18 protein-coding genes are annotated in these 15,612 nt (G+C 37.1%); 8 read left to right on the top strand and 10 right to left on the bottom strand.

The features are described 5' to 3' along the window. Positions 1–63 precede the first annotated feature (63 nt). The 6 genes from KJ562_00550 to tsaE all read right to left on the bottom strand — a co-directional run bounded on the left by KJ562_00550 (position 64) and on the right by tsaE (position 4,948). Positions 64–459, bottom strand: a complete 396-nt coding sequence (locus KJ562_00550) for a response regulator (GenBank protein MBU3964215.1) — start codon at positions 457–459, stop codon at positions 64–66. A gap of 17 nt (positions 460–476) precedes the next feature. Then, on the bottom strand, positions 477–860 hold the full coding sequence (locus KJ562_00545) for a response regulator (protein MBU3964214.1): 384 nt from the start codon (positions 858–860) through the stop codon (positions 477–479). A 104-nt stretch (positions 861–964) separates the two neighbouring features. Next, positions 965–2,524, bottom strand: coding sequence for a PAS domain-containing protein (locus KJ562_00540; GenBank protein MBU3964213.1), 1,560 nt, complete (start codon positions 2,522–2,524; stop codon positions 965–967). Position 2,525: 1 nt separating this feature from the next. Then, positions 2,526–3,470 (bottom strand): hypothetical protein, encoded by a 945-nt coding sequence (locus KJ562_00535; protein MBU3964212.1) that lies wholly within the window; start codon positions 3,468–3,470, stop codon positions 2,526–2,528. A gap of 88 nt (positions 3,471–3,558) precedes the next feature. Next, a complete protein-coding gene (locus KJ562_00530) occupies positions 3,559–4,485 on the bottom strand; it encodes a hypothetical protein (GenBank protein MBU3964211.1) in 927 nt (308 codons plus the stop codon). 1 nt (position 4,486) lies between these two features. Continuing rightward, on the bottom strand, positions 4,487–4,948 hold the full coding sequence (gene tsaE / locus KJ562_00525; protein MBU3964210.1) for a tRNA (adenosine(37)-N6)-threonylcarbamoyltransferase complex ATPase subunit type 1 TsaE: 462 nt from the start codon (positions 4,946–4,948) through the stop codon (positions 4,487–4,489). A 34-nt stretch (positions 4,949–4,982) separates the two neighbouring features. Between tsaE and KJ562_00520 the strand changes: the two genes are divergently transcribed. The 8 genes from KJ562_00520 (at position 4,983) to KJ562_00485 (ending at position 12,784) form a co-directional block, all read left to right on the top strand. After that, positions 4,983–6,074, top strand: coding sequence for a hypothetical protein (locus KJ562_00520; GenBank protein MBU3964209.1), 1,092 nt, complete (start codon positions 4,983–4,985; stop codon positions 6,072–6,074). A 10-nt stretch (positions 6,075–6,084) separates the two neighbouring features. Beyond that, a complete protein-coding gene (locus tag KJ562_00515) occupies positions 6,085–7,386 on the top strand; it encodes a GspE/PulE family protein (GenBank protein ID MBU3964208.1) in 1,302 nt (433 codons plus the stop codon). 135 nt (positions 7,387–7,521) lie between these two features. After that, positions 7,522–8,577 (top strand): Holliday junction branch migration DNA helicase RuvB, encoded by a 1,056-nt coding sequence (gene ruvB, locus KJ562_00510; protein ID MBU3964207.1) that lies wholly within the window; start codon positions 7,522–7,524, stop codon positions 8,575–8,577. A gap of 68 nt (positions 8,578–8,645) precedes the next feature. Then, positions 8,646–9,269 (top strand): lamin tail domain-containing protein, encoded by a 624-nt coding sequence (locus KJ562_00505; protein MBU3964206.1) that lies wholly within the window; start codon positions 8,646–8,648, stop codon positions 9,267–9,269. Between the two features lie 49 nt (positions 9,270–9,318). Continuing rightward, positions 9,319–10,038, top strand: coding sequence for a YebC/PmpR family DNA-binding transcriptional regulator (locus KJ562_00500; GenBank protein MBU3964205.1), 720 nt, complete (start codon positions 9,319–9,321; stop codon positions 10,036–10,038). 9 nt (positions 10,039–10,047) lie between these two features. Further along, a complete protein-coding gene (gene ruvC / locus KJ562_00495) occupies positions 10,048–10,542 on the top strand; it encodes a crossover junction endodeoxyribonuclease RuvC (protein MBU3964204.1) in 495 nt (164 codons plus the stop codon). An 82-nt stretch (positions 10,543–10,624) separates the two neighbouring features. Then, the gene (locus tag KJ562_00490; protein ID MBU3964203.1) at positions 10,625–10,816 is read left to right on the top strand and encodes a hypothetical protein; all 192 of its coding nucleotides are present in this window, start codon (positions 10,625–10,627) and stop codon (positions 10,814–10,816) included. Between the two features lie 39 nt (positions 10,817–10,855). Then, on the top strand, positions 10,856–12,784 hold the full coding sequence (locus tag KJ562_00485) for a PBP1A family penicillin-binding protein (protein ID MBU3964202.1): 1,929 nt from the start codon (positions 10,856–10,858) through the stop codon (positions 12,782–12,784). A 20-nt stretch (positions 12,785–12,804) separates the two neighbouring features. Here KJ562_00485 and KJ562_00480 read toward each other — a convergent pair whose 3' ends face one another. From KJ562_00480 to dnaN, 4 genes are all read right to left on the bottom strand, one after another. Then, positions 12,805–13,257, bottom strand: a complete 453-nt coding sequence (locus tag KJ562_00480; protein MBU3964201.1) for a HEPN domain-containing protein — start codon at positions 13,255–13,257, stop codon at positions 12,805–12,807. Then, positions 13,229–13,810: a nucleotidyltransferase domain-containing protein gene (locus tag KJ562_00475; GenBank protein ID MBU3964200.1), complete on the bottom strand. Its 582-nt coding sequence runs from the start codon at positions 13,808–13,810 to the stop codon at positions 13,229–13,231. The genes KJ562_00480 and KJ562_00475 overlap by 29 nt, the downstream gene beginning before the upstream one ends. 134 nt (positions 13,811–13,944) lie before the next feature. Continuing rightward, positions 13,945–14,238 (bottom strand): DUF721 domain-containing protein, encoded by a 294-nt coding sequence (locus tag KJ562_00470; GenBank protein ID MBU3964199.1) that lies wholly within the window; start codon positions 14,236–14,238, stop codon positions 13,945–13,947. Further along, on the bottom strand, positions 14,238–15,371 hold the full coding sequence (gene dnaN / locus KJ562_00465; protein MBU3964198.1) for a DNA polymerase III subunit beta: 1,134 nt from the start codon (positions 15,369–15,371) through the stop codon (positions 14,238–14,240). Before dnaN ends, KJ562_00470 begins: the two co-directional genes overlap by 1 nt. Between the last annotated feature and the right edge of the window lie 241 nt (positions 15,372–15,612).

Raw genomic sequence — 15,612 nt, 5'->3', positions numbered from 1 at the left:
TGCGCGAAGAAAAGTCCTTGCTCAGGACTTTCCTCGAGATTATTCTTGCCAAGACCAATGGAACTATTCGCTTTTGCTGGGCGCGGATTTCTTCTCAAAAATGTTTTTAATCTTTTCCACTATTTCCTCTGGTGTAAAATGCGCCTTTACCAGGAAATCAACTGCCCCCAATTTCAGCCCCCTCTCTATCTCGTCTCTTTGCCCCAGATTTGAAAGTATAAGCACAGGCACTATATTTGTGCTCGGATTGTCTTTTATCCTCTCTAACACCTCAAAGCCATCAAGTCCCGGCAGAATGAGGTCAAGCAAAACCAAGTCCGGTTTTGCCTCCTCTATTTTTCTCAAGCCCTCTTCTCCGTCTATTGCTTCATCTATTTTAAATCCCTCGCTTAAAAGCTTTCTTGATATAAGCTCTCTTAGGAATTTATCATCTTCTATAACGAGAATATGTTCTTGCATAATTTTACTCAATTAACTTAATTATTGTTGCTGTCTCCGATTTGTTTTATAACTTTTTCCACCACTTCCACTGGGTCAAACTCTGTTTTAACAAGCCAATCATTGGCCCCTAATTGTTTCGCTTTTTCCAATTCCACCGGCTGTCCAGAGTTGGAAATAATAATCACTGGGATATTTTTTATGGAATCGTCTTCCTGTTTTTTCTCCAAAAGCTCAAATCCTCCCATTTTTGGCATAACTATATCCAACAATATTAAATCAGGCACAATTTCTTTAATTCCTTCCAGTCCTTGCAATCCGTCAATAGCCGTAAAAACCTCGTAACCCAATTCACTCAACTTCTTTTTTAATAGATTCAAAAGCAATTCTTCGTCTTCTATAATTAAAATTTTCTTAGCCATATTTTTTGGATTTTAATTCTATATCTATTTTAACCATTTGACAGGGACTGTCAAACGCAAACCCCTTTTTCTTATTTTATAACGAACACATTATTTTTACCATCTTATCCTATGGCTGGCAGAAAAATAGTAAATGTGGTGCCTTTTTTCTCTTCTGAAACGAATAAAATCCTGCCCTTGTGTGATTCTACAACATTCTTTGCAATAAATAAACCTAATCCAGTGCCTTCGGTCTCTTTTCTCACAGCATTATCAGCCCTGAAAAATTTGGTAAAAACTCTGTCGTGTTGGTCTTTGGGAATGCCTATTCCGCTGTCTTTAATAGACAACTCTACTTCGTTTTTCTTTCTGGTCAGGGAAATTTCTACGCTACCTCCCAAATCAGTATAAAATATAGCATTTTCAATAATATTTTTGACAGCAAGGGTCAATTTTTCAATATCCGCCCTAATGACTTTCGGGGCTTTGGTCTTAGAAGTTTTAAAAATAAACTTTACGCCTTTCTTTTGCGCTAATGGCTTCAGCGAGACAATCATTGACTCTACAAGCTCCCCAAAATCTATTATTGTCGGTTTATACATAAATCTTCCTTCTTCTATCCTAGCAACATTTAATAAATCATTAATCAGGCGAATCATTCTTTCATTCGTCTGATTAGCGCGGGACAACATCTCTTTTTGTTCAGAATTAAGAGTTCCCATCTCTCCCTCCAAAATCATAGATAATGACCATTTTATAATTGAAAGAGGTGTCCTTAACTGATGGGCTGCCACTGAAACAAACTGGCTCTTTAAGCGCTCTATAACCTTTTCTCTGGAAATGTCATGAAGAATAACCAAAGTAGAAGCGTCTTCTTCCCCTGGATTCAACGTCTGTGTCGTAACCTCTACAACCAATTCTCCTTCTTTGAAAGGCAATTCTTCCCTAAAAACATCTTTCTTCCTAGCTTCAAGTATTTTTGCCAAATCTTTTGCCTGCGACCAATTTGCTAATTCAGCGATTGTTTTCCCAATAAGAACATCTTGTTTTATTTTTAAAAGTTCCTCTGCCCGCGGGTTCAACAACTCCAATTCTCCCGCAGAATCAAATATCAACAATCCGTCAATAAAATTGTTAAAAATTACCTGACTTCTATTTTTTGTTTTTTCTATTTGCTGTTTAGCTGCTTCGGTATCCTCAAGCATATTAAGCAAGGCGGTTCTTGAGTTCTCTAAATCCTTTGTTCTCGCTTTGATTCTTTCCTCTGTCTTAGTTTGCAGACCCTTCAAAATGGTAATATCTGTAATCCCTACAAAATATCCTGTCAATTCCCCCTTACTGTCTCTCTTCGCTGCGAATGATGCGCTCACCGGTATTTTCCCTTTGCCTTTAACTATCAAAGATAATTCTTTATTCTTGACCACGCTATCTTGTTTTGACGAATTAAGACACTCATTAATATCGCTTTTTTCAGTAAAAAAACTATATAAATATTCTCCAACCACCTCGCTGAAGCGAAAGTTAGTTAGTTTTTCAAATGCCTTGTTAATATTGCTTATCATCCCGGTCGGGCTTACATCGCAAATTGACAAAGGCAAAAAAGCAAGAAAATCATCCAAATAAGCAGTCACCTCATTCAGGTCTTGCTTCAATCTCTTTATCTCTTTTTCTGCCTGTCGAACCATTTTATAATTTTTTCATTAATTGTTCTTTTAGGCCGCTTATCTCTTCCTTGAGTTCAATCATCTTTAATTCCCGGCCAACAGTAAGTTTATGGAATGTCTCTAATTCGTCTATCCTTTCCTGTAATTCTCTGGTTCTCAATTCAATGTTTTCCTCTAATTTTTCGGCAAATTCTTTCAACTCCCTGGTTCTTGCAGCAACCCTGATTTCTAAAACATTTTTCGCCTCACCTAATTCTTCTGATTTTTTCTGCAATTCTATTGTCCTTTCTTTCACTTTTTCTTCAAGTCCAACATTTATGTCCTTGAGTTCAATGTTCGCCCTGCTGAACCGCCCCCAAAATTGGTCTATTGAACTTCTAATTATTAAAAAAACGAATAGCGCAATAGCGACAGGGATAATCGCCACACGCAAATGTTGGAGAGGGCTCTCAAGAATAGGATAGTTAGAATAAGCAGGATACCTACCCGTATATTCCAATATTGACAGGGTGATTAAAATTGCTAATGAAAAAAGGTAGAAAAAATCATTTACCCTCTTGGAAATAAGCAAGGGATGAATCAAAACAGCGTATAATAAGAAAAACGGAATAGAGATAATGGAAATGCGCATTTGATAAAAAACAGCAACCGGCATAAAGAGGTATAGAACTGCGCTCAATGCCATTAACTCTGCGAAGACCATAAGCCCCACAATCAATCTGGCCATCTTTAGTCCTATATTGGGACGGTTGCTTAAGTATGATGTAATTGGGATTATTAAAAAAAGAACTATCAAATAACCGCCAATTATATGATAAAAATAAGGGAATGGTTTGAGTATGATTCTCATTACTAAAAAAAGCGCAATTACCCCCAAAATAATATATTTTCTGCGCTCCTTCTCTTTGCCCAGGTTTTCTAATATAGTTGACTTAATTTGGCTTTCTTTTTTAAGCTCTTTTGCCATCAATATTTTTTTAATTCATTTATTATAACAATTTATTCCATTGAAAGGAATTTTGATTGAGAATATAAAGTGATTTGAACCGTTAAAATCAAAAATCTCCTAATTTTGTCTGATGCGACTCTGGTAATCTTTTAATCAAACTGTAAAATCCAAGCTCCTGAAAAATTTTTATTATTTTTTCTCTATCCAGCGGTCGGCATTGGCATTGCTCAAGAACAAAATCAATCGGAACATCGGTGTTTATCTCCGCCAGCGCCCTTGAAAAAAGCGCTTGCTCTTTATAGGCAATAAGTTTTTCTTTAATGCGAAGCGAGATTAAATCCTTGCTTTCTCCGCTCTCAATCGCTTTGTAGATATTGTCCACAGACCCAAATTCTTTTAACAGCCCTATGGCTGTCTTTGGGCCAATGCCTGTCACGCCAGGTATATTGTCAGATGGGTCTCCCCTCAATGCGCGATAATCTGTCAATTGCTCGGGGGCTAATCCATCGTACCTTTCTCTGACTAATTGCTCATCATAAATCACTGTATCAGAAAGGCCCCTTTTAAGAGTATAAACCTTTGTATTTTTATCAACCAAACGCAAGGCATCCAAATCTCCGGTAACAATAATCACTTCTATCTCTGGGATTATCTGCTTTCTTTTGGCATGCTTTGCTATGGTGCCTATCACATCATCGGCTTCAAATCCTTGTTTCTCAAAAACAGGAACTCCAAACGCCTCAAGCACTCTTTTTATTATCGGAATCTGGTTATAAAGCTCATCCGGCGCTTTTACTCTTTTTGCCTTATATTCCTCGTATATCTTGTCTCTAAAAGTAGGGCCTGGCAAATCAAATGTCGCAGCCACGCAATCAGGCCTCATATCTTTAAGCGCCTTCAAAAAGACCAAGAGAAATCCGTAAACAGCATTTACTAACTCCCCCTTAGGAGAGGTAAGGGGAGGTAGGGCATGAAACGCCCTATGAACCAAGGCATTGCTGTCAATTATAACTAATCGTTTTTTATCCAACATTTTATTTGCTTTTAATAATAATTTCTCGGATATTCTTATGCTTAAACTCAAAATTAATAATTGTAATATATTTTGGCAGGGCTTTTTCAATCTTTTCTGCCCATTCAATAATAATTATATTTTTCGGGTCAGAAATTATTTCTTTGAAGCCCAAGTCCTGAATTTCTCGCGAATCATTTATTCTATAACAATCAATGTGATAAAGATATTGAAATTCAGAGTTTGGAATTTGGAATTTTTTAAGAATTACGAATGTTGGACTCAAAATTTTATCCACAACCCCCAGCCCTTTTGCAAAGCCTTGAGTAAAAGTCGTTTTTCCGCTCCCCAAGTCGCCATGCATAGCAAAAACCATCGCTTGATTATTTTCAAAATCAGGACCAGTTTTAAGGCATTTTTTAGCGATATTCTCCGCTAAATGCTGGGTTTTGATATGGGAATTTGTTTGTATCTTTTTTCTCATTGACTTTTAAATTGATAAAATATAGATTGAATTAATGACTGAAGGCCTATACCAAGCAAAAAAACTTATTGATGGCGCTAAAAATATTTTAGTGCTCACTTCTCAAAATTCGAACATTGATTCATTGGCATCGGCTGTTTCCCTCTCTTATACTTTAAACAATAAAGGCAAGATTGTAAATTTGCATCCTCATGCAATACCCCAAAAATATGCCTTACTGTTTCCTCAAACCGCTAATCCAAATAGGTTTGTTATTTCTATCAAAGGCAAAGAAATCTCCGAGTTGTATTATGAAAAGGAAAAACAGATACTCAAAATATTTTTGAGTCCACGGGGCAAAAAAATTACCAAGGATGATATAATATTTGACGATTTTCAAAAATTGTCAGAAACAGAGCCAGACCTCCTGATAACAATAGGGATAGATAGGTTAGAAAGATTAGGGGACTTCTATGAAAAAAATTTCAAGCTTTTTTATCAGACCACCATACTGAATATAGATAATCAAACGACAAACAACAAGTTTGGCAACATAAATCTAATTTCTGAAAACCTGCCAATGGCCTTAATATCCAACCAACTGCTTGAATTGCTTCAGGGTCAAATAGACCAAAATATTAAAACATGGATTTTGGCTGGAATAATCGCTTTTTCCAAAGACAATGGCTTTAATCAAGAAATAATGGACAATGTTTTAGAGCTGATAACGCCTAATATTCAATATAAAGAATTGCTAAATCTTTTTGCGAACAATGGCAGCGCTCAACAGCTTAAAATCCTAGAAATCGCTTTGAAAAAAATCGAATTCCGCAGAGACAAACGACTTCCTTCTATTTCTTTGATGAAAAAAGATTTTCAAGAATCAGGAGCTAATGCGAGGGACTTAATTTTTATATTAAAAGAACTCACAAGCAATCTCCTGCAATTTCCTTCTCTTCTCCTTCTGTGGGAAAGTCAAGACAACCAAACCACCATAAGTGGCGTTTTTTATTCTTCCAAGCCCTACTCTGGGAGCAAGATACTTGAGGCATTTAATGGAGAACGCAAGGGCAAGGGTATTATATTTAAATCAAAAAATGGTAAGATAAATGATATAAAAGAAAAAATAATGGAAATCATTTTTTAGCATTTTATTTATGGTAAAAATCACTGACAAAATCATAATACCTCTTCAAATATCCGAACAAATGCAAAAAGCGATAAAATCAACGGCTGATTTTAAGGCAGAATTAGAAAAAAATATAAATGAAGAGACAACAAAAATTATTGAAAAGGTTTTGTTAGGCGCAATTTCTTTATCTGCTTCTGATATTCATTTTGAGCCCAGAGAAGAAGATATCCGTCTGCGGATACGGTTAGACGGCATGCTCCATGATGTAATGTTTTTTCCCCCAGAAACATACCGCTTACTTCTTTCCAGAATAAAACTTCTTGCAGGCCTTAAACTAAATGTCCATAATAAGCCGCAAGACGGGAGCTTCTCTATCGCCATACAAACAAAAACAAATAAAGAGCAGGAGATAGAAATCAGAACATCAGCCCTGCCAGCGGATTTCGGAGAATCGGTTGTGATGAGAATTCTAAATCCAGAAAGTTTAAAAAGCATGGAAGAACTTGGGTTAAGGCAGGATTTGTTGGAGTCGTTCAAAAAAGAAATCAAAAAACCAAATGGGATGATAATTGTTACAGGACCGACCGGGTCTGGCAAAACCACCACTCTTTACGCTTTTTTAAAATATATTCAAAATCCAGAAATCAAAATCATCACCATTGAAGACCCTATTGAGTATCGGCTTGACGGCACTTCTCAAACAGAAGTTAATCCTAGCCAAGGATATGATTTTGCGAGCGGACTGCGTTCTATAGTAAGACAAGACCCTGATGTAATCTTGGTCGGAGAAATCAGGGATTTAGAAACAGCAAAAATATCCCTTCAAGCAGCCCTCACTGGACACCTCGTTTTTTCTACCCTGCATACAAACGACGCAGCTGGAGCCATCCCCCGCTTGATATCTTTGGGGTCTGACCCTATTAATATCGGCCCAGCCATAAATATGGTAATCGCCCAGCGATTAGTTAGAAGGGTTTGTAAGAAATGCGCTGGGATAAGAGAGGCAACACCGGAAGAATCAGAAGAAATAAAAAGGGTGATGAAAAATATTCCTAATTCCATTGTTCAGGAGCCGATAAAAATGGCTGTTATAAAAGGATGTAAAGAATGCAGTTTTACCGGATACAAGGGCCGGCAGGGTATATTTGAAGCATTTTTAATCAATGACCAGCTTGAGTCCCTTATTGTGAAAAAACCAGCTGTTCCTGAAATTAAAAAAATCATTGCCGAAAACGGAATGATTACGATGTTCCAAGATGGAATGATAAAAGTTCTCGAACAAATAACCACAATAGAAGAAGTGAAAAGAGTCACTAGTGAAAACTAAATCCCTGACTACATATCTTCGTAGGCAACAAAGACCAGAATTTTTCCGAGGAATAACCCAGCCGGAGCCAGTTTACCCGGGCTAAGAAAAACCCCTAAGCAGCCAGGGATCGCTTTTATTATAACAAATAACAAAATGATTGTCAACCCCTCTCGTGAATTTGCTCAAAAAAAGAAAACATTGCTTAACAATGTTGATTCAAAAGAAGAAGAAACATTAGACCAAACTCTGCGACCAAAACAATGGGGGGACTTTATCGGGCAAGAGAGAATAAAAAAAAATATCCAGATTATCCTGCAAGCAGCCCAAGAAAGAAAAGAAGCGGTTGACCACCTTCTTTTTTGCGGCGGACCTGGTCTTGGAAAATCAACTTTATCGCGCTTAGTTGCCAAAAGTATTGGCTCTAATATAAGAATTATAACCGGCCCTGCGATTCAAAGGCCAGGTGACTTGGCAGCAATTCTAACATCTCTATCTGAAAGAGATGTTCTTTTTGTTGATGAAATTCACCGTTTAAATAAAACATGCGAAGAAATTATCTATCCAGCTATGGAGGACTTTAAGCTGCATATTATAACAGGCACTGGACCAATGGCAAGAACTTTAGAAATAGACCTTCCCCCATTCACTCTTATAGGAGCAACAACAAGGGTTGGACTACTCACTTCTCCATTGAGAGACCGGTTTGGAGCCACTTTTCAGGTTGAGTTCTACTCTGAAGATGATGTCCAAAAAATCATAAAAAGGTCTGCTAATATTTTATGCTTAGAAATAGACGATGAAGCAATAATGCTCATAAGCCAATGCTCAAGATTCACTCCGCGCATAGCCAACCGACTCCTTAAAAGAATCCGGGATTTTGCCCAAGTAGAAGGAATGAAAAGAATCAACAAGGAAATAACTGAATTGGGATTATCAGCATTAGAAATAGATAAAATGGGGCTGGAGCCGCAGGATAGAAAAATTCTTGAAATACTAATTCGGAAATTTGATGGCGGTCCAGTTGGTTTACAGGCATTGGCTGCTTCAACCAACGAAGAACAAGACAATATCTTGGCGGTCTACGAGCCATATTTACTGCAACTCGGCTTGATTATAAGAAGCCCCAAGGGAAGAATAGCCACCCAAAAGGCATACGAGCACCTTGGGATAAATCCAAAATCAAAAATACAAAATACAAAATTATTATAGTTTTTGAATTTCTTTTTCTAACTGCTTGCTTCAGCGCAACCAATTTTGTTTTAGCCAAGGAAAACCCGATGGTTGTTATAAATGAGCTGGCATGGATGGGCACAGAGAACTCTTTTAATGACGAATGGATTGAACTTTATAACCCAGGCGATTATCCTGTAAATCTGGATGCTTGGACTATTCAAACAAAAGATGAATCGCTGAAAATAAAATTATCAGGAAGCATTGGGGCAAAATCATATTTTCTGCTTGAGCGGACAGATGATTCAACAATACCTGAAATCATTGCTGACATCATATACAAGGGCGGATTAAATAATCAGGGAAAACAGCTTTTGCTTTTAGATAATATTGGTCAAGTTGTTGATAATATTGATTGTTCTTTAGGATGGTTTGCTGGAAACAATGAGAATAAAAAAACAATGGAAAGAATTGTTTCTCATGTGTTAGGGTCTGACCCTAACAATTGGAAAACAAGCCAGAGCCCAGGAGGCACGCCAAAATCAGAAAACAGCCCAAATGAAAATATTGTTCCTAAAAAAGAGCTTATTATTTCTGACAAAAATTATAAGAGCTCAAAATTTGCTCCTGTATTGTCAATCAGCATAGGCGCTTCTGCTTGTATTTCTGTTGTTTTTTCTGCAATTTGGTTGAAAATAAGGAAAAAATCAAGTAAGATAAAATATCAATGATTAATCCGCCCGAGGCAGACGAGTGATTAGTAATAAGTAATTAATATTTATGAGTGGGCACAGCCATTGGGCTACAATTAAAAGAGGCAAAGAAGCAGAAGACCGGAAACGGGCGCAGATTTTTTCAAAATTATCCCGGGTTATTTCAGTTGCCGCAAAAATAGGAGGAGACCCTCAAATGAACCCAAGCCTAAGGATTGCTGTTGAACAAGCGAAAAAAGCTAATATGCCAAGCGAGAATATTGAAAGGGCAATCAAAAAAGGCATTGGCGAATTACAGGACGAGATATTGGAAGAATTTTGTTTTGAGGCCTATGGGCCAGCTAAAAGCGCTCTTATAATCACTGGAATTACTAATAACAAGAACAGAACTCTTACTGATATAAAGCAACTTTTATCTCACAATAATGCTAAGTTAGCAAACGAAGGTTCGGTAAAATGGCAGTTTGAAAATATGGGAATTATTATTTTAGAAATCCCTGAAGCAATGGAAGAAAATGATTTGGAAATGGCAATCATTGAAGCAGGCGCCGAGGATATCAAAAAAATAAATGACCTTATTGAGGTTTGCACCAAGCCAGAAGATTTAGAAACCGTAAAAAGGGCTCTTGAAGAAAAGAAATTTAATATAGAATCAGTCAATTTAGGGTGGATAGCAAAAGAAGAGATAGATGTTGATGAAAAAGAAAAGGCATCAATAGGAAGGCTTTTCGAGGCGCTTGATGATAATGATGATGTGCAAGATATTTACTCAAATATAAAATTATAATTTCTACTCATGATTATTTTAGGAATAGACCCCGGAACGGCAAGGACTGGCTACGGGGTTGTTAGAAAATCTCAAAGAGGAATAGATTTTGTTGCATGCGGATGCATTAAGACATCCCCAGATGATTCCCCAGAGAATCGACTGAATCAAATTTTTAACCAAGTTAATGGTTTGATAAAGGATTTTTCTCCAGATGCTTTGTCTGTAGAAAGATTGTTTTTCTTTAAAAATGCCAAGACCGCCATTCCTGTAAGTCAGGCCCGTGGAGTTATATTGTTGGCAGGAGAAAGAAAAAAAATACCTATCTACGAATTCACTCCTTTGGAGGTTAAAATGAATATTGTCGGTTATGGCAGAGCTCAAAAAATGCAAATGCAAAAAATGATTAAAAAACTTTTGGACTTGGATGAGGTGCCCAAATCAGACGACGCTGCCGATGCCTTGGGTCTGGCTATTTGTTGCGTATATCTCCTAGAATCTAAAAGATTTCCGAAAAAAGCTTGACAAACGACTTGATAAAATTATAATGAGCATATCAATTTAAAAAGGTCGTTCATTTTCCAATGTAAATTAAGTTTAATCAATTATGGAATACGAAGATAAAAGCGTTAACATCTTGACCAATCAGGAAGAAGAGGAAGAATTGGGAGGCGTAGAAGAAGGTCTGCCAGTTGAAGAGGGCGTGGAAGAAGGAGCGGAAGTAGAAGAGGCTCCTGTGGAAGAAGAGACCACAGAGGAAGGCGGAACAGAAGAGAATCTTGATGAAGAAGAAGTTTAATTCCTCAAAACCCCTGCCTTCTGGCAGGGGTTTTGTCTTATGATGTTCTTAAAAATTTATCATCACCAAACATATGGAGATAATTCCAGGTCAAAGCGCATTTTAAAGAAAATGGGGCGGATTTTTTTATTTTCAATTATCGGTTTTAGCTTTATTGGATTATCTGTTTTTATTTATTTTGCGAAAGACCTGCCAAGGCCCGAGGTCTTCACAGAAAGAGAACAAGTGATGCCTACACGAATCTATGACCGCACAGGAGAAACATTATTAAGAACAATTTACGGAGAAGAAAAAAGAGAACTCGTGGCTTTAAGCGATGTTCCAGACCATTTGATTAAGGCAGTATTGGCAGCTGAAGATGATAATTTTTATAACCATCACGGAGTGGACTTCGCTGGAATTGCAAGAGCTATACTTATTGATTTAAAGCTTAGAAAGCCAGCACAAGGCGCTTCCACTATAACCCAACAACTTATCCGCTCAACATTTTTATCGCTTGAAAAAAGCGCAAAGAGAAAAATACGAGAATTGGTCCTTACATTAGAGCTTGAGAGGCGTTATTCTAAAGACCAAATCTTGGAATGGTATCTGAACCAGATTCCATTTGGTCCGAATATCTACGGCATAGGCGAAGCAAGCCGTATTTATTTCGGAAAATCAATCCAAGACATCACTCTACCGGAAGCAGCTGTTATCGCCTCCCTTATCCAAGCGCCAAGCTATTATTACCCTTATGGAGAACACCAAGACGCGCTTTTAAGAAGAAAAAACTTTATCCTCAAAAGAATGTTGGATGAAAAATATATTTCAGAAGAGTTATACGATGAGACAATTCAGGCAGTGGTCGAATTTGTGGGCCTTGATTCTGCTTTTAAAGATGCTCCTCATTTTATTCTTTTCGTAGAAAACTATCTATATCAAAAATATGGTGGCGACTTTCTTAAAGAACATGGATTGAAGGTCTACACAACTCTTGATTTGGAACTGCAGGCATCGGCAGAGAAAGCGGTTAAAGAAGGCGTGAAGATAAACGAATCATACGGGTCATATAATGCAGCATTAGTGGCAATAAGCCCGAAAAACGGGGAAATAATGGCAATGGTCGGGTCAAAAGATTATTTTGGAGAGTCATATCCAAAAGCATGTGTCCCTGGGCTTAATTGCAAGTTTGAGCCAAAGGTAAATGTAGCAACATATGGGGAAGGACAACAACCTGGTTCTGCTTTTAAGCCATTTGCTTATGCCACTGCTTTTAAAAAGGGCTATACTCCTGACGATGTCGTAGTTGATGAAAAAACAAATTTTGGAAAATGGGGAGACCAGGATTATGTCCCTGAAAACTATGATGGGTTGTACAGGGGCTCGGTTACCCTTAGACAGGCGTTAGCTCAATCATTGAATATTCCGTCAATTAAGGTGCTCTTGGCAGCTGGTATTGCTGATACAATAGCCACTGCCCATAACATGGGCATCACAACCCTTAATCAGGGCTCCAGTTTTTACGGTCCATCGCTGGTCTTAGGGTCAGGAGAGGTAAAATTGATAGATATGGTCTCTGCTTATGGAGTATTTGCCAATAATGGGTTGCGGGTACAACCTACTGCGATATTAAAAATAGAAGATAATGATGGAAATATTATTGAAGAAAACAAAAGCGCAACCAGAAGAGTGATAAGCGAGGAGGTCTGTCAGATGATAACCAACGTTCTTTCTGATAATGTCGCCCGAACTCCTATGTTTGGGCCGCGCTCACTTTTATATTTCCCTGGCTACGAAGTTTCCGCAAAAACAGGAACAACTGACCAATATAGGGACGCCTGGACCATTGGCTATACTTCTGACTTAGCTGTTGGTGTTTGGACGGGGAATAACAACAATAGCGCTATAGCAAAAATGCCCGGTATTGTGATAGCCGGACCAATTTGGCGCAACTTTTTCCAAAAAGCCCTTACACTAATTAACTACTAATAATATTTTTGTCTTGGTGCTTAAACTAACTTTTTCTGAGGATTTTTTGCTTGAATAAATTTTGAGATTTTATCAACAAATTCTTTCGCGGTTTTGAGCGCATTCTCTGCTTCAGTCTTGGAAACGATTAACCCGATGCCATAAATCAAATAGTTTCTTTTCTTCTTCATTTTTCTAAACTTTTCGGTCAATGTCTTAAAATCATTTCCTAAATAATCGGAGCAGAAATCAATGGTTATGGTGTGCGATCCAATGGTACGCGGCTTTAACCCTAAAGAAAACATTAACGCCCGCCCAGCTAAAATCATAGAGTCATAAGCTTCTTTAAAAACCGACTCATCTACATCTTTTGCCAATAGCAACTCTGCCGCCCTAAGACATTTCTCCGCCTTTACTAAAACCCCTCCCACTTCTTGGAAGCTGATTCTTTTTTTCTGTAAGCTTTTATTTTCCAATAATTTCTTCCAGTTCATTTTGGTCTCCGATAATGAATGCCTTGGGTCTTTCCATTATTTCTTTTAGGAAAATTTCATTATTTAATAAATTATTCCTAATATCTGTTGGTGAAAAAATATTATAATTAATTTCTCTGTCTATTTTTCTTTCCAGTAAAGAAATTTTTCTGATTAAAACATCTTCATCGGGATTTCCGATTATCATCAAATCAATATCTGAAAAAGCATCTTCTTTTCCGGTAGCAAATGAGCCATAGATAAAAGCTACTTTAATATTTTCAATATTTTTCAAAATTAATTTCAGTTGTCCTTCCGCGCCAATTGTTTTGAAAAAAATGCTTTTGTACTCTTTATATAGGGGATGCAGCTTATTTAACGCAAAAAAGCGGCTTTTTGCGCGATATTCGCTGGTCAAAATGCCGCTCTCAACCAATTTGTTAATATCTTTTTGAAAAACACCCGGTTCTTTCCCTACCAACCTGCCTATTTCTCTTAAATAATAGGATTTTTCTGGATGATTAAAAAGGATTCCAAGAATTAATGTTTGATTTTTAGTAAAATTTAGAGACATATCAAATGTTTGCTCACTACATACAATTGTATGTCTGCAGCATACAGTTGTCAATGACTACATATCCCCATCGCCACTTATTCCAACCTATACTTCTGAACTAAATATATTACACTGATTAGCAATTCTCTGCTTCACATCTTATAAATAATTTTCTGGATAATGTTTTTTCTGGCTTCCCTGTTCAGGGAAGCGATTATATTTTCATTCTCTATTTGGAACTCCTGCATCAATGCCGGGCTCTGGACTCTCACAATTAAAACCCCATCTCTAAAAGACAGGGCTTTAGTGTAATCAACTGTTTCTTTGTTAAATAATCGCGCTATGATTTTTGGCCATATCTGGCAAACCTCTACTGCCAAAATTTCCCTTTTAAAAGAGAAGCGGTCTGCCCTCTTGCTTATAATTCTTGATATTGGCTCAAACATCAAGATGCCTTAATCGGCATTATTACATAAATATAAGTTGAATCGTCACTGGATTTTAAAACACCAGGTCCGTCTTGACCATTAAGCTCAAGAACGATTTTTTCTGATTTTATTTGATTCAATCCTTCAGACAAAAACTTGTAATTAAAGCTTATCTCCACATCATCTCCGCTTGCGTCTATCGCCATTTTGGATTCTGTTTCCCCCAAATCAACGCTTTGCGAAGATATCAAAACATTTCCTTTTTTAGGGCTTATTTCCAATTTTACTTCATTCGTTCTTCCGCTGAATAAACTGGCAATTTTAATCTGGTTTGAGAATTCTTCCCTGGAAAGAGTGAGCCGTGTTTTAAACTCTTTTGGAATCACTGCTTCATAATCAGGGTATTCACCTTCAATCAAACGGGAAACTAAGCGCGCTTGTGGGTTTTTGGTTTCGTCAACATAGCTTTCAACCATAATTTGACTCGGAGATAAATAAAACTTGATTTTTCCATTGTGCTCTGAAAAAATATTGACTAATTCCCTGGCAGCATTTCTTGGAAGAATAAATGACTGTGGACCGTCTATTCCTTGAGTAGCCCCATCTAAAGCAATGCTTTTTTCCGCTAAACGAAAACTGTCGGTAGCCACGATTTTAGCCGAATTTTTTTGAAAAACAAAATATAAGCCAGAGAGTTCAGGCCTTACTTGAGTGAGTGCGCAAAAATCCATTACAAGCATTATCCCTTTACAAAATGTAGTTGCGTCAAATTCAATCCATTTATCTGAAACAACTTCCGGGATAATTGGAAAATCCTTTGCTTCAAGCCCCTTTATCTGTGTCTTATAATTTTCTCCCTTTAAATAAAGTGTTTTTTCCTTGCTCTCTATTGTCACTTTCTCTTCTCCAATAAGAGAGACAAAACTAGAAAGGGTTTTCACTGGGATAGTGATTTCTCCTTTTTCTTCTACCTTCGCAAGTCCCCAATAGCTAATCCCTAATTCAAGGTCAGTGGTTGATAATTTCAATGAGTTATCTTCAGCAGAAATCAAAACATTATTTAAAATCGGAAGAGTAAAGTTTCTTCCAGTTATTTTCTCAACCATACTTAATCCTTTAGCCAATTTTTCTTTAAGTATTATTATCTTCATATTATTTAATTAATACATTAATTATTACTACTATGCGTCTAGTTTACGACTCTATTTTAATTGTTTCTTTAAGTTGCGCAAGGGTTAGTTTTGGGGAGAAAAAGTTGATAACTTAGTTGATATATCAGTTGATAACCCCTTAATTAGATTTGGATAATTTTTTAGGTTTTTAAAGGTCTTGTTTTGTCCACTTGTTATCCAATCGCTTATCCCATGGTTTTTCAGTGTTTCTTAACAGATT

This window comes from Patescibacteria group bacterium, from assembly GCA_018900835.1.
In the GTDB taxonomy this organism is placed as follows: Bacteria; Patescibacteriota; Minisyncoccia; order Minisyncoccales; family PEYH01; genus PEYH01.
The sequence above is the reverse complement of the archived record's forward strand: the minus strand, read 5'-3'. Positions and strand labels throughout refer to the sequence as shown.

Coding starts and splice junctions, on each gene's coding strand:
- KJ562_00535 (MBU3964212.1), bottom strand. CDS start 3,470: ATGGCAAAAGAGCTTAAAAAAGAAAGCCAAATTAAGTCAACTATATTA.
- KJ562_00470 (MBU3964199.1), bottom strand. CDS start 14,238: ATGTTTGAGCCAATATCAAGAATTATAAGCAAGAGGGCAGACCGCTTC.
- KJ562_00480 (MBU3964201.1), bottom strand. CDS start 13,257: ATGAACTGGAAGAAATTATTGGAAAATAAAAGCTTACAGAAAAAAAGA.
- ruvB (MBU3964207.1), top strand. CDS start 7,522: ATGATTGTCAACCCCTCTCGTGAATTTGCTCAAAAAAAGAAAACATTG.
- KJ562_00540 (MBU3964213.1), bottom strand. CDS start 2,524: ATGGTTCGACAGGCAGAAAAAGAGATAAAGAGATTGAAGCAAGACCTG.
- KJ562_00505 (MBU3964206.1), top strand. CDS start 8,646: ATGGTTGTTATAAATGAGCTGGCATGGATGGGCACAGAGAACTCTTTT.
- KJ562_00485 (MBU3964202.1), top strand. CDS start 10,856: ATGATGTTCTTAAAAATTTATCATCACCAAACATATGGAGATAATTCC.
- ruvC (MBU3964204.1), top strand. CDS start 10,048: ATGATTATTTTAGGAATAGACCCCGGAACGGCAAGGACTGGCTACGGG.
- dnaN (MBU3964198.1), bottom strand. CDS start 15,371: ATGAAGATAATAATACTTAAAGAAAAATTGGCTAAAGGATTAAGTATG.
- KJ562_00530 (MBU3964211.1), bottom strand. CDS start 4,485: ATGTTGGATAAAAAACGATTAGTTATAATTGACAGCAATGCCTTGGTT.
- KJ562_00545 (MBU3964214.1), bottom strand. CDS start 860: ATGGCTAAGAAAATTTTAATTATAGAAGACGAAGAATTGCTTTTGAAT.
- KJ562_00520 (MBU3964209.1), top strand. CDS start 4,983: ATGACTGAAGGCCTATACCAAGCAAAAAAACTTATTGATGGCGCTAAA.
- KJ562_00515 (MBU3964208.1), top strand. CDS start 6,085: ATGGTAAAAATCACTGACAAAATCATAATACCTCTTCAAATATCCGAA.
- tsaE (MBU3964210.1), bottom strand. CDS start 4,948: ATGAGAAAAAAGATACAAACAAATTCCCATATCAAAACCCAGCATTTA.
- KJ562_00490 (MBU3964203.1), top strand. CDS start 10,625: ATGGAATACGAAGATAAAAGCGTTAACATCTTGACCAATCAGGAAGAA.
- KJ562_00475 (MBU3964200.1), bottom strand. CDS start 13,810: ATGTCTCTAAATTTTACTAAAAATCAAACATTAATTCTTGGAATCCTT.
- KJ562_00500 (MBU3964205.1), top strand. CDS start 9,319: ATGAGTGGGCACAGCCATTGGGCTACAATTAAAAGAGGCAAAGAAGCA.
- KJ562_00550 (MBU3964215.1), bottom strand. CDS start 459: ATGCAAGAACATATTCTCGTTATAGAAGATGATAAATTCCTAAGAGAG.